At 30.8% G+C, this 12,494-nt stretch carries 16 protein-coding genes; all 16 read right to left on the minus strand.

All coding sequences use genetic code 11. The features are described 5' to 3' along the window. Nucleotides 1-151 precede the first annotated feature (151 nt). The 16 genes from EQF90_RS06395 to EQF90_RS06470 all read right to left on the minus strand — a co-directional run bounded on the left by EQF90_RS06395 (nt 152) and on the right by EQF90_RS06470 (nt 12,494). A complete protein-coding gene (locus tag EQF90_RS06395) occupies nt 152-1,414 on the minus strand; it encodes a minor capsid protein (RefSeq protein WP_134711482.1) in 1,263 nt (420 codons plus the stop codon). Beyond that, nucleotides 1,404-2,804 carry a phage portal protein gene (locus tag EQF90_RS06400; protein WP_134711483.1) on the minus strand — a complete coding sequence of 467 codons (1,401 nt, stop codon included), beginning with the start codon at nt 2,802-2,804 and terminating at the stop codon, nt 1,404-1,406. The genes EQF90_RS06395 and EQF90_RS06400 overlap by 11 nt, the downstream gene beginning before the upstream one ends. After that, a complete protein-coding gene (locus EQF90_RS06405) occupies nt 2,801-4,045 on the minus strand; it encodes a PBSX family phage terminase large subunit (RefSeq protein WP_134711484.1) in 1,245 nt (414 codons plus the stop codon). Before EQF90_RS06405 ends, EQF90_RS06400 begins: the two co-directional genes overlap by 4 nt. Further along, nucleotides 4,035-4,469, minus strand: a complete 435-nt coding sequence (locus EQF90_RS06410; protein WP_330167158.1) for a terminase small subunit — start codon at nt 4,467-4,469, stop codon at nt 4,035-4,037. Before EQF90_RS06410 ends, EQF90_RS06405 begins: the two co-directional genes overlap by 11 nt. A gap of 59 nt (nt 4,470-4,528) precedes the next feature. Continuing rightward, nucleotides 4,529-4,930, minus strand: coding sequence for a type II toxin-antitoxin system HicB family antitoxin (locus tag EQF90_RS06415; RefSeq protein WP_134711486.1), 402 nt, complete (start codon nt 4,928-4,930; stop codon nt 4,529-4,531). Nucleotides 4,931-4,964: 34 nt separating this feature from the next. After that, nucleotides 4,965-5,168, minus strand: a complete 204-nt coding sequence (locus tag EQF90_RS06420) for a type II toxin-antitoxin system HicA family toxin (RefSeq protein ID WP_134711487.1) — start codon at nt 5,166-5,168, stop codon at nt 4,965-4,967. Nucleotides 5,169-5,350: 182 nt separating this feature from the next. After that, nucleotides 5,351-5,797 carry a hypothetical protein gene (locus EQF90_RS06425; protein WP_134711488.1) on the minus strand — a complete coding sequence of 149 codons (447 nt, stop codon included), beginning with the start codon at nt 5,795-5,797 and terminating at the stop codon, nt 5,351-5,353. 109 nt (nt 5,798-5,906) lie between these two features. Then, the gene (locus EQF90_RS06430) at nt 5,907-6,191 is read right to left on the minus strand and encodes a hypothetical protein (RefSeq protein ID WP_134711489.1); all 285 of its coding nucleotides are present in this window, start codon (nt 6,189-6,191) and stop codon (nt 5,907-5,909) included. 11 nt (nt 6,192-6,202) lie between these two features. Next, complete coding sequence (locus EQF90_RS06435; RefSeq protein WP_167604067.1) at nt 6,203-6,370, minus strand: hypothetical protein; 168 nt, start codon at nt 6,368-6,370, stop codon at nt 6,203-6,205. Further along, entirely contained in the window at nt 6,367-6,573 is a 207-nt protein-coding gene (locus EQF90_RS06440; RefSeq protein WP_134711490.1) for a hypothetical protein, read from the minus strand. The genes EQF90_RS06435 and EQF90_RS06440 overlap by 4 nt, the downstream gene beginning before the upstream one ends. Beyond that, a complete protein-coding gene (locus EQF90_RS06445; RefSeq protein WP_134711491.1) occupies nt 6,570-6,800 on the minus strand; it encodes a hypothetical protein in 231 nt (76 codons plus the stop codon). Before EQF90_RS06445 ends, EQF90_RS06440 begins: the two co-directional genes overlap by 4 nt. Continuing rightward, the gene (locus tag EQF90_RS06450; protein ID WP_167604069.1) at nt 6,793-6,951 is read right to left on the minus strand and encodes a hypothetical protein; all 159 of its coding nucleotides are present in this window, start codon (nt 6,949-6,951) and stop codon (nt 6,793-6,795) included. The genes EQF90_RS06445 and EQF90_RS06450 overlap by 8 nt, the downstream gene beginning before the upstream one ends. A 473-nt stretch (nt 6,952-7,424) precedes the next feature. Further along, nucleotides 7,425-7,832: a RusA family crossover junction endodeoxyribonuclease gene (locus EQF90_RS06455; protein WP_134711492.1), complete on the minus strand. Its 408-nt coding sequence runs from the start codon at nt 7,830-7,832 to the stop codon at nt 7,425-7,427. Nucleotides 7,833-8,231: 399 nt separating this feature from the next. Continuing rightward, a complete protein-coding gene (locus EQF90_RS06460; RefSeq protein ID WP_134711493.1) occupies nt 8,232-10,472 on the minus strand; it encodes an AAA family ATPase in 2,241 nt (746 codons plus the stop codon). Further along, nucleotides 10,459-12,069 (minus strand): DEAD/DEAH box helicase, encoded by a 1,611-nt coding sequence (locus tag EQF90_RS06465; RefSeq protein WP_245152883.1) that lies wholly within the window; start codon nt 12,067-12,069, stop codon nt 10,459-10,461. The genes EQF90_RS06460 and EQF90_RS06465 overlap by 14 nt, the downstream gene beginning before the upstream one ends. Beyond that, on the minus strand, nt 12,069-12,494 hold the full coding sequence (locus tag EQF90_RS06470; protein WP_134711494.1) for a DUF669 domain-containing protein: 426 nt from the start codon (nt 12,492-12,494) through the stop codon (nt 12,069-12,071). Before EQF90_RS06470 ends, EQF90_RS06465 begins: the two co-directional genes overlap by 1 nt.

Raw genomic sequence — 12,494 nt, forward strand, 5'->3', positions numbered from 1 at the left:
ACAATAAAAAAGCACTACCAATATTTCTACTAGTTGTGCTTCTAAAATAATTTTTAATTTTTAGATAGGTAGGACTGCCATCTCCTACATCTGCAACCTTTCGGTCCGTGAACGACAGATTCTTCACCTCTATCTTTATTTATATTATACCCTAATTCTTGGAATTAAACAACATTTTATGCTTTTCTAATATTTTTCCCTTTCTGATATTATTCTTCATTAAGAAGTGGATAATATGATTATCATTTTTTTTAACTAATATTAACTCTGTAAAATGATTTCTATCGCCCGGTACACTATTCAATATCATAATTCTATTGTCACCTTTATTTTTGATTTTCAAAATTTCCTGTGGGTTAAGTATAGATTTATTTAAGTTATTCATAGCATTTTCGGATATTTCGCTTCCATGCCTGAATAATATACGACTAATATCATACTTTGTAATATAAACACTTTTATCACTCGGGAAACCTTCCACACTTATAGGTAATTTCCCAATATAATATTTATCTTTACTAAAATATTTGCCTATCTCTTCAATTTTATTAGCCTTAAAGTTTTCGGATCTATAAGCATCTATCTCCGACTTCAAAATTATTTCATCTTCTCTCCTATCAAACTCATCAGCAATTTTATCCACATCCACATAAGGCACTAATACACATCTACAGTTAGGATGTCTTGGTAATATTGGTGCTTTGTCTATATCATGTATTTTTTTGTTATGAGGACTACATTCATTGGAAGTTCTCTCATCAAGAGTAACTATTTCTTGAACTTTATTTATACCAGCTTCTTTCATGCTAACTTTATTGATTTCATTCATCTGATGCATGGTTTCGCTTCTAATCAACCTTGAAGCATTATGAAGTCCAGTATTCATTCTTGAATTTAATTCCATAGCCATTTGGGCTGTAGGTTTACCAGTTATAATACCTTTAGTTAATATATCATTTAGTTCTTTATGGAGCTTATTTTGATTTTTCCATACTCTCCCTGAAAAATTAGCCCCCCGCCATGGTTTTTGATATAGTTTCTTTGCGGTATTAGGATTGTATTTAATAGCAATTCCAACATTTTTTAATAAATCGCTAGTCGTTGCAACAATGTCTTTCCCAGCTTTTAGTATTGTTAATTCTCCTGTAGATTCTACCTTTTCTCCCAAGTCTTTTAATACATTTTTGTATTGCTCACTTATTTTTTTTAAGTGATTAGCTTTGTAAACTTTAGACCTTGATATAACTCCGTTTTCAGAAAAATCAGTTTCCAACTTATACAACTCTTTAAGCACGTCATCGCTTGCTCTTTTATATATTTGAATTAATTTCTTATGATCCTTATTAGTTCCGTTGAACGTATCCCAGTACGAATTAGCAATTCTTTTAGCAAAGTAATCATTACTATTTTTCATTATCTCCACCTTCTTCTAAAGTAGGTGCTGTATTAAATAGTTCTCCAGATTCTTCTTTTTCTTTTTTTAGTTTTTCAATTTCGCTTGATACATCTCTTACCCATGGATGATTTGCTATAATAGTTTCTTCGGATATAATACCTCTTGAATTATTACAATTTTGAATTGCTTCCGTTTCATTAAGTGGTATATCTCTAGCAAAAACTATTTCAATTTTTTCTTTTTGCAAACTAACATTCTTTGTTTCTAAGTATTTGTAAACAAAATAAATTAATTGGTTAAACCCCCTCTTAAACTCTGATTCAATTTGATTATTTTTTAAGTCTAGTCCACTAAATAAAAACTTTAGAGCTACCCCAGATGGAGCAGAACCAAATTTATCAAGGTCTCTGTTTACACCTTGCCCAATATCAAATATATCCCTCTTAATTTGTTCATAGTGTTGTTTAATAGCTGCAATATCCATTGTAGGATTTAAAGTGCTTACTCCTGCGTTTTCATCATCATCTATCTTGATACCTCTGTATTTTTTAAGGTCTCTTAAAAACTCCTCTAAGGATTCTCCGTTATATCCTTTTAACACAAAAATAAGGTTTCTAACTTCATCCACAAAATTTGCCACTTCACTTCTTGATAAATCATAAGAATCAATTAATTTTTTTACAAAAGTTAAATCAGACACTTCAACTTTATTATTCTTAAAAGCAACCCAAGGAACTACACCCCAATTTTCAGGAGCACCATCTTTGAAGAAATGCCCCTCATCAGTGTTTATTTTGATTAATTGCCTACCATCTAGCCTATAATATCTAACCTCATCAGCAAACCAAACCTCAACATTTGTTACAGTCTTAAATTTTCCAAATCTAAAAACTTCTGAATCGTATACTCTGATAAGATAATCTAAATCAGTATGTGTTGCGTCTTTCCACCCCGGAATAATCTGTTCTGATTTAGCTATAAATAACTTAAACTCTCCATTCACACTTATATAAGGTCTAACCCAAGCAATACCTTTTTTACTCGCTTCATAGGCTAAAGATTCTAAATCATATCCTAAGTCACCACCTATTATATCTGTTATAGTTTCTCTAATTTGTTCATTTTCGCAAGTTAGAGATGGAGTATTTGAAAAACTATATGATACTTTTTCATCAACTAAATTCTTAAATAATGAATGTGGTATCTTTATTTTTTTATCGTCATTTATAGATTCTAAAATATCATTTTTCCCTAGATAATAATTATCTCCCTTAATCATGTACTTAATTTTATCTGAATTTCTATGCTTATTTATTAACTCAATTATTATAGATTCATCTAACTTATCTTTTTCAAACAGCATTGTTATGTATTTACCCCCTTTTTTTAATTTGTCTAATATGCTCATTTTAATATCCTCATTCCTTGTTTCGCTTTTCTCCACCTTTCAACACCATATCTTAAGGCGGCCATTGCATCATCAAAAAAAGCAACTGGTTCATCTAAATACTCTCCTGTTGCTTCGTCTTTTTTCCACTTCCACTGGCTTATTTCTTTAATTGTATTCGTGCAAGATGGATTTATAAAAATCTTTCTTTGCTTTAACCAGTCAATCTGTGTTGCCTGATATTTTTTTATTGTAGTTTTTTCCTTTTTTACTTTTTTAGCCTTATATCCTGCTTTTTTCCAAGTTTTTATTCTGTCGGATTCCGCAGAATCACAAAACATTTCAACATCTTTAGGTATTTTCCCCTCAGAATACTCTATAATCTCTGATGTATCTTTGTTATATAAATATATTTCTTTCAAAATATAAATATCTCCATCTTTACACCCTAACAGTAATATTGCATTTGCGTGGTTAAAGCCAAAGTCTTGCCCTAAAGCAACATCATCATAATCATTTAAGTCTTGTGATACTTCTTTAGCTTGCCAATTACTCAATATCAGCCCGCCGACTTCCCCCCAATCACCAAGTCCATAAATCCTATAGCCGTCAGGATCTACCTCTTTACGTCTTAACATACGTTCTTTATAAGCTTCGTCTATAAATCTATTTTGTAAATATGTAGAATGGTGAGTTAATACATTTTTATCCTCAAAATCAAAAAAGTGTTTTTTTATCCAATGATTTTTTGATACCGGGTTAAATGTCATTCTAATTTGATAAAATTGACCATCAGGCAATTGTCCTCTTAAACGGTCGTCAATAATTTCAAAATCAGCTTGAGTGAGTTCAGTAGCTTCTTCAATCCATACATCTGTTAATTTCCCTTTTTTGAATGTAATAGATTTAAGTTTTTCTCTTTGTCTTTCATCATTCATTCCTCTGAATATGATTTGGTTGCCGTTAGCTCTGCATTCAATTTTAAGAGGGCTTTGTATAACCTTAAAGTATTTGTCTGCTTTTTCCCCAAACATACGATATATGGCACCTGAAAGCTCTGCATAAGTGCTATAACGGTTAGTTATATCCGACTTTCTTATACAAACCAAGTTTCTGCCTTTATCTTGTAATAGCCTTAAAATATAATTTTGTGCAGTATCGACAGACTTCCCGCTACCAGCAGAACCTTTCATAACAATATATCTTTTTTTTGATTGATTTACTTCTTTAAAATTAGGATTTGCTTGAATCTTAATCTCCATAATCAATCCTAACTTTAAGTTCCATATCAATATCAGCGTTGACGTCAACTTTTTCAGTCCACGTTCCGTATCTCTTACCTAAAAGTTCAGCTGCTTTTATTCTGTCTTTGCCAGATAATTCTAATCTAGTCTTGCCTTGCATACCTTCACCCATTCCGTATAAGACTTCTTCTGTTTGTTCGTTTCTTAAAACGGATGTTAAAAACTTTAGTACTTCATCTTGCTTAGCTATTGCTTTATCTTCTAATTCTTGTAACCTCTCGTCTATGTAGGATTTCACACCAACATTTGCCAACAGCTCATGTGCTCTTTTCCTTGCATAATTTTTACTATATCCAGCACTTAATGCTGACTGTTCTATATTCCCGCTGATGATATATTCATCAGCAAATCTCTTTTGTTTAATTGTTAATTTATTCATCATCAGCTCCTTTCTATGTACTAAAAAAGCACCCTGTTAAGAGTGCTTTGAGTTTATTTAGTTTATTTTGATATTTGTAATTCTTTTTTTAACGCTTCTTGTAAAATAAATGAAAAATTCAAATCTTTTTCTCTAGCCATAAAATCTAACCATTGTGGAATTGTTAAAGTCTTTTTAATAGATTTATTGTTGATTGCTTTTCTTATTGTTGGCATCCAAACACTAATTAAAACTGTTTTTTGATTAGTTTCAATTTTAATATCGTTAAGTTTACTTGGCTCAGGTATCTCTTCTTTATCTTCTTCCAAATTTAACATCCATAAACCTAAGACATCTTCCGCCATATATAAAGCTTCTTCATCAGTATCTGCACAACTTAAGCAACCCGGTAAATCCGGAAACTCAATACTTATTCCATCATCTGCATAATCAAAAATAGCAGGATATACATATTTATCTTTCACTTCTAAAACCTCCTTAAAATATGAGAACTAGGGGTTATAATTTAACCCCTGTTTGTTTTTGAATACTATCAAGTGTTTTTCTTGGATAGCTATCTCTTGGTTGAGGTATTGTAACCTTGCCAAGTTCTGGTTTGTCTGGATTAATCATATACAAGTGACTTCCTCTAGCTTTGCCTTTTTCTACCCAACCATTCTTTTTAAGTATTCTAATTAGTTCTCTTGAGTTATAACTCTTCATAAGAAGCGTCCTCCTTACAAATATTATTATACGTGGTTTAACACGTGTTGTCAAGTTTTTTATTAAAAAATAGACACAAAAAAGACAACTTCAAATACAAAAAAATATGAAGGAAATATGTGTGATATTTTTTGAAGTTGCCCGAAAAATTGTTATATTTAATTGTCTATATTTTTACAATACTAGTATAGCACATTATCTTGTTCATTTTGTATTTTTTCAACGATACAAGTCAGTAACGTAATTCCTTTATCATGAAGATGTTGAACTTTTCCAACACTCATATAACACACACTTGCAATATCCCTAAATTTAAGGAACTGTAAGTACCTGTAATCTAGCACTTGTACAATCTCATTGTCCGAAACAGAATTAATCGCTTCATCAATCTCCATTTTGATGTTGTACCTTTCGACAATTCTGTTGTTTAATTTTCTTCGTTGTTCATCAATCTTAAATACTTTATTTTCAAAATTAGCACTTAATTTTTTTGATGTTTGAACTTTTTCGGATATTGGAATACAAGGGGCCACAGTTGCTAATTCTTCTAACTTTCTTTTGTCAATTTGTATTAATTCATCAATCTTGTAAGCTCTGTTAAGCCATTTTTTTACTTCATCTACATTCAACTTTTAATACCTCTCACAATTAATATTTTAACTCCTAATCAATTTATTTAGTTTAGACTACTAATTATATATCTGAATTAAAAAACCTCTTAAATCGCAAATAAATGCGTTATTCTGAAATTTCTTTACATAAATTAATAAAATAGTCCCTCTCCAAATCAATATCGAGACCAAATGATTTTAAGTCTTTACAAATATCTTCAAAGTCCTTTTTGCACATCCTAAACTTCAACAAGTCGCAAAAAGCATAAAATAACTCTTCAAACTCATCAGTGTCGCAACTAGTAAGCATAATATCACTATCTCCACATTGTTCGCATATCTCTATATCAAGGTCATCTCTTTCTGATACGTATATCCCATCTAAATGGCTTTCATAAAAATATAGTTTCATTTTTTACCTCCCTATTCTTCCGCAAACTCAAACTCTAACTCTATTTCTTGTTCCTCGTGTTCCATTCCAAGCATATATTTTGCTTTATAATTTTTTACTTTAATGTTGTTAATATAAATGTCTTTACACTTTCTCAAGAAGCAATTGAACTCATTCAAACTGTCAAATTTTATCTTCATTCTTCCACCTCAATTTCTTCCTCTTTCCAATTTTTCTCTGCTAAATCTATCGATAACTTAAATATTCTATACTTACCGTATGGATTGTATGTTTTTAATATTTTAATTACTTCCCTAGCTTTGATTATTGTGATGTTACTATCCTTGTCACTTCTCCACACTACTTTACAATTTGCCATTTCTCCCACAGTGACCACAATCATAATTCCACCTCTTCAATCCTCACGTGAGGGTCAGCATGCATAAAGCATTCTTTAACACCATCCAAATCAAATATCATGTAATATTTTCTATGTTCTATTAATTTTGCAAAAAATTGCAATGTTTGATTAGATTCTCTATTACTAACTTTAAATTCATTAGTTAATCTTGATGTTTTGTATTTTTTGTTTAATTCTAGTTTTTTTCGTTGATATATTAAGCTATTCATATTCCGTTATCTCCAAATTTTTATAATACTTTTCATCAGATTGTAGAAACTTAATTATAGTGTTTTTCACTTCCTCTCCATTTTCTGATATTTTAATTATTTTGTTTAATTCCTTAATTCTTTCCTTTGTCGTAGGAAAGAATCTATCCAAAAACGATAGTAAATTCTCCGTTTTTGTATTTTAATTTTGTTTTCATTGGTTTTTACTCCATTTTTTAAAAAGATCTGTTACCTATCAAGTTTGTTCATTTTTCAATACTTTGACTATTGTTTTAATTCAAAAAGGTAACAGATCTCGGCATATATATATATATATATTATTTTTTACACTATATTTTATTTTTTATATATTAAATTTTATATAAGAAGTTAAAAACATCTGTTAATCCGTTACCTTTTCCGTATAAACGTTGATATTTCAACGTTTATAGTACTTTTACATCCGTTACCTATAAAACTGTTTATAAACGTTTATTTTTCAACATTTCCATGAGGTAACGAATCTTTTTTAAGATCTGTTGTCTAATCCGTTACCTTTTTATAAATTCTAGAAACTTTACCTTCAATTTTTATTAATTAATGCATTCTTAATTTTTATAAGATGTTTAATCACTTCTTGATTTGTCATGATAGTTCCTCAATTTTTACATAAATCCCAACAATATCGTTCCAAAACTTCTCAGTAATTTCACTTGCAATTTGTGAATCATCTTTCCAAAATCTCAATTTAGTCATTTGATCCTTAAAAGCTTTGATGATATTATCCGTGTCAGGCTTGGTATATTTGTAAATTCCTATTTTATTTTTATCTTTAGTACCATAAAGCCATTTTGTAGTTAGCCTAATCGCTCCGCTAAGAGGTTCTTCCGGTGTATGCTTATAAAGATTAGCTTTAAATATTTCTTTAGCTTCTCTAAGCAATAGTGCGTCGTAAATAATAGGTTTGTTCGCTTTATGACTCCAGGTAATTTTTTTTTGTTGTCCTGTTGCTGTTGGAATTTTTTCTAAAGGTATAAAAAATTCTATAACCATTTTTCTACTCCTTTACTTTGATATTTTTTTATCTAACTTTTTATCTCTCAAAAATTTTCTTAGGTGATGGTCGTGCATGAATAAAAGGGCGGAGCTTAACGCCCTTTTTTCATTCACAATCACCTGTGCCGAACTTCACCTGTGAAGAAAATAATATATATATATATATAGTTTTTGCTTCGCATGAAAAAACTATTGATTTTTCTTTCTTCACACATTAACTGTGAAAGGAAAAAACTATTGTTTTTTCACACTTAAGCCTAAAATTGACCTATGAAAAAACTATTGATTTTTCTTTCTTCACACATTAACTGTGAAAGGAAAAAACTATTGTTTTTTCACACTTAAGCCTAAAATTGACCTATGAAAAAACTATTGATTTTTCTTTCTTCACACATGTTACTTTTCTTCCTTTAGGGTAACAATTGATTCTTTTTGTCCATCAATTTTTTTAGTTTCAAACCCCTTATGTTCTTTAATCCTGTTCCAAACAGTCCTATTAGTTACGCCTAAATAGTCAGATAAATCTTCTATAGTAACATCACCTTCAACTGAACAAGCCTTAAAAGCAACTTCTAGAGCCTTCATTCTTTCTTCTTTCTTTTCTTCTGGTGACTTAATATTTTCTTGAGCCTGCTGCCATGCTGGTTTTTCACCTTGAGGAATAACTTTTTCCAACACCTTTTTGTCGTCTAATTCATGTATTGGATACTTAAACCAAATATTTACAGGATCAAATGACCTAAACTCTCTTAGAGTTCCTTCTATTCTCCACGCTGTTTTATGCCTTGCATCATCTTTAATTTTAAATATTTCTTTTTCGATTTCCTCAAGTTCAATCTTAGAATATATCTGTTCAGCGTGGTATCTCATTTTAGTTTCTAGTTTTTCGTCATTTGCGGTAATTTTGTTTGTGTAATACTCAAGGTTTCTTTGCTTAATTAATCTTGATAAGAACGATCCTGTAAGTCTTGATTCTTCAATATCTTTCATTTTTTCATCGTACTCTAACTGGATTACATCAAGTAATGCGTCAGGATCTCTAGCGAATACTCCTGAACCACTAGCCCTGTCCATTGACCTTTTACTCCCTTGACTACCTTTACTATGGTGATGGGCGTATATGACCGCACATCCCAGTTCTGTAGCCACCTTATCAAATTGGTTGGTGAAATTTGCCATCTCACTGGCTGAGTTCTCATCCCCTGTGATTACTTTATATATAGGATCTATCACTACAGCTATATAGTTTTTTTTCTGAGCTCTTCTAATAAGCTTTGGAGCTAATTTGTCCATTGGTACTGCCTTACCTCTTAAGTTCCAAATTTCAATGTTTTTAAGGTTATTAGGTTCATATCCTAAAGCCTTATAAACATCCTTAAATCTATGAAGTGCAGAGGCTTTATCAAGTTCTAAATTGACATACAATACTTTACCTTTAGCACAATCCCAACCTAGCCATTTCTTGCCTTCTGCAAGGGCTATTACAAGTTGAATCATCAAGTAAGACTTACCGGCTTTTGACGGTCCTGCAAGTAACATTTTATGCCCTTGTCTTAATACTCCATCAATAAGTGATGGAGATAATTCAGGCAAATTATTAAAAACCTCTTTAAGGCTTTCAGGCTCCGGTAAATCATCATTTACACCCTCAATCCACTCTTCCCAATCTTCAAAAGAAGATTTTCCAATATTTTTATCAATAATAAATTGTTTGCTGTCTCCTCTAATAATTCCAGGAAGTCTTGATAATCTAGATGGATTTCTGTTTTGTTTATCAATTCCAAATCCGTTTTTTTCGCATACTTTATAAAGATAATCAACTCTTTTTCTATACTCTTCATAAGTATTAGCATCTATCCTTACAATTGCATGAACGGATTTTCCTCCACTATAAACAAGAATTTTTATTGGAAGTTCTAGTTCTCTTAATATAGCTTCTTGCTTTCCAATATCTATATTGTCAGACTCTACAAGTGCATATCTAAAATCAGTAACATTTTCATTTTTAACTCCTTTACCATCTAAAGGATTAAATCTAACCCAAGCTCCAGCTATTTTGTTGTATGTTCCTATGACACTTTCTATATCATTATATTTATTTAGTTCTTCTAAAATTTGACCTGCAGTTTTTGAATATACTCCTTTTGTTGGAAGTAACTTTCCGTCATAATCATAAGTTTCTGTCACATATCCTACATAATCGGTTGCTTCAAACAAAGTTTCAATATATGTTTTAATTTCTTTAACAGGATTAAATTCATCATTACTTGGGATTTTAAGTTCTTTTTCCTCCAAATAGTTATAATCAACTACAACAAGTTCATCAGATATAGTATCAGTCCAATCGAGTGCAAAATCTTCTTTTTTATTTTGAAATTTATATCCTTGTTGTTTAGCATATTCAACTATTGTCCCACCTGTAACAGGTGATGAATTCCCATTAAAAGTGTTCCATTTAATGTAACACTCCCCAGGTTTATACCTTTCTGTATCTCTCTTACTCCACTCTTCCCAATCAAATGCTGAGTAGCCCTCATGTTGAAGTGCCATTCCTACATTTAACCACTCTTGATAATCAAGCATGGAGGGATCTACATTTTTTAAAAATCCCTTAAAATTTATCTTATTGTTGTTCATTTACCCCTCCAGGCATATATGTTTTAGGGTCAATCCCATTTGGTACAACCCAATTATTCATAGATATTCTTGAAATCATTTTACTTGCACTTTCAAAAGTCCATTTACCAACATGTAAAAATCCTTTATTTTCCAAAAATCTAATTTGTTTTGGAGTTGTTAACCCTTGTTCTCTTCTTTTCGACAATTTATCTAATATCATTGCAGCTTTACCTGCATTATCTATACTATCAGGAAGTATTCCTAATTTTTCTAAAGTATCGATTTGTTTTTTTGAAGCAGGAGCCATTTCCCACCCAAAATTAGGCACATAATTTTCTAAGTCAGAATCCATAATTGACATTTCAAATTGAATTGGATCAACAAGTTTTCTTTTTCTTTTTCTCATTTCTTTAAGTTGTTCAGCTAAAGCTTGCTCTCTTTCTTGGATAACTTCTTCTGCTGATTTTGATTCAAGTTCTTCAATATCAAACTCTTCGTTTGGATTTTCTTCAGTTTTTTCATCCATTTTTTTCTGAACTTTTTCATTTGTAGTAATTAAATGCGAAGGTCTACACAATTGATGCCTTTCTGTATGCCATAAAAAATCTAACAGCAATAAATGTTCTTTACCCGGATAAAGTCTTGTCCCACGACCTACCATTTGACTATATAAACTTCTAACTTTTGTAGGTCTAAGTACAACAACGCAGTCTACAGAAGGACAATCCCACCCCTCAGTAAGCAGCATTGAATTGCACAAAACATTGTATTTTCCTTTTTCAAAATCATTTAATATTTCTTCCCTATCCGGACTACTACCGTTTATTTCTACCGCATTAAATCCAACCTTGTTTAATAAATTAGTCATTTTAACAGATGTATCAATCAAAGGTAAAAAAACTACTATTTTTTTATCTTTAGCAACTTTCCACATTTCATTAGCAATTTGCTCTAAATACGGATCTAAAGCAGAACCTAAATCTGAAACTTTAAAATCCCCAGCTTGCCCTCTTACTTTTGATAAATCCAATTCTAAAGGTATTGTAAGAGCTTTTATCTTTGATAAATAACCATCTTTTATCGCTTTAGGAAGTGAATATTCATAAGCTAAACTTTCAAAAAATGCACCTAAATTTTTCATATCTCCTCTATCAGGTGTTGCTGTAACTCCTAATATTTTTGCACTTTTAAAATGATTTAACACTTTTTGATAGCTATCACTCATTACATGATGAGCTTCATCTATAATAATTGTTCCAAAATGATTTTTATCAAAATTTTTTAACCTTTTTTCTCTCATCAAAGTTTGTACAGAGCCTACAGTTACTCTAAAAAAAGAGCCTAAAGAAGTTTCTTCCGCCTTTTCTGTGGCAGTTACAAGTCCGGTTGTTTTTTTTAATTTATCACTTGCTTGTTCTAATAACTCTCCTCTGTGGGCTAAAATTAAAACTCTATCTCCTTTTTTTACTCTTTCTTCAATGATTTTTGAAAAAACAACAGTTTTTCCTGTACCTGTCGGAAGTACAAGGAGAGTTTTATCTCTCCCTTCTTCCCATTCTTTTAATACTTTTTCTTTAGCTTCTTCCTGATAAGGTCTAAGCTTTATTTCTGTCATTAAAATGTACCACCTGTCCAACTTTGACTAGCTTCCGGCTCTAAAAATCTATTAACCTCATTGTACTTTTGACCTTTATATTCTCTATGACTCAATGTCAATCTACCTGTGGCACCTTGTACTTTAGTCCAATTCATTTTTAGTGGTTCACCTTTTTTCTTAAGACCAATTGAAACAAAAAATTCTGAAAGTTTCCATTCTGATTTTGTGTTTAAGAATAAATTTGTTTTTAATCTCACTTGATCATTTACTATTAAATGAATTATTGCTTGTGGGCATGGAGCCATTTTTTCTGATCCATTAAAATAAGTTTTTTCAACTTGTTCTACTTTATAACTATAATCCCCTTCATCAAGCAAAATAAATTCACTTTCTTGACTAATTTCTTCATCCCAACTTAATGCTCTATCTTGTAATTCACTCAT

It is taken from the genome of Helcococcus ovis, assembly GCF_004524775.2.
GTDB classification, from domain to species: Bacteria; Bacillota; Clostridia; order Tissierellales; family Peptoniphilaceae; genus Helcococcus; species Helcococcus ovis.

Bases quoted from the DNA above. Each gene is read 5' to 3' on its own strand.
- EQF90_RS06435 (WP_167604067.1), bottom strand. From the start codon at position 6,370: ATGAAGATAAAATTTGACAGTTTGAATGAGTTCAATTGCTTCTTGAGA.
- EQF90_RS06410 (WP_330167158.1), bottom strand. From the start codon at position 4,469: ATGATGAATAAATTAACAATTAAACAAAAGAGATTTGCTGATGAATAT.
- EQF90_RS06465 (WP_245152883.1), bottom strand. From the start codon at position 12,069: ATGACAGAAATAAAGCTTAGACCTTATCAGGAAGAAGCTAAAGAAAAA.
- EQF90_RS06400 (WP_134711483.1), bottom strand. From the start codon at position 2,804: ATGAGCATATTAGACAAATTAAAAAAAGGGGGTAAATACATAACAATG.
- EQF90_RS06460 (WP_134711493.1), bottom strand. From the start codon at position 10,472: ATGAACAACAATAAGATAAATTTTAAGGGATTTTTAAAAAATGTAGAT.
- EQF90_RS06470 (WP_134711494.1), bottom strand. From the start codon at position 12,494: ATGAGTGAATTACAAGATAGAGCATTAAGTTGGGATGAAGAAATTAGT.
- EQF90_RS06445 (WP_134711491.1), bottom strand. From the start codon at position 6,800: ATGAATAGCTTAATATATCAACGAAAAAAACTAGAATTAAACAAAAAA.
- EQF90_RS06430 (WP_134711489.1), bottom strand. From the start codon at position 6,191: ATGAAACTATATTTTTATGAAAGCCATTTAGATGGGATATACGTATCA.
- EQF90_RS06395 (WP_134711482.1), bottom strand. From the start codon at position 1,414: ATGAAAAATAGTAATGATTACTTTGCTAAAAGAATTGCTAATTCGTAC.
- EQF90_RS06455 (WP_134711492.1), bottom strand. From the start codon at position 7,832: ATGGTTATAGAATTTTTTATACCTTTAGAAAAAATTCCAACAGCAACA.
- EQF90_RS06440 (WP_134711490.1), bottom strand. From the start codon at position 6,573: ATGATTGTGGTCACTGTGGGAGAAATGGCAAATTGTAAAGTAGTGTGG.
- EQF90_RS06405 (WP_134711484.1), bottom strand. From the start codon at position 4,045: ATGGAGATTAAGATTCAAGCAAATCCTAATTTTAAAGAAGTAAATCAA.
- EQF90_RS06420 (WP_134711487.1), bottom strand. From the start codon at position 5,168: ATGAAGAGTTATAACTCAAGAGAACTAATTAGAATACTTAAAAAGAAT.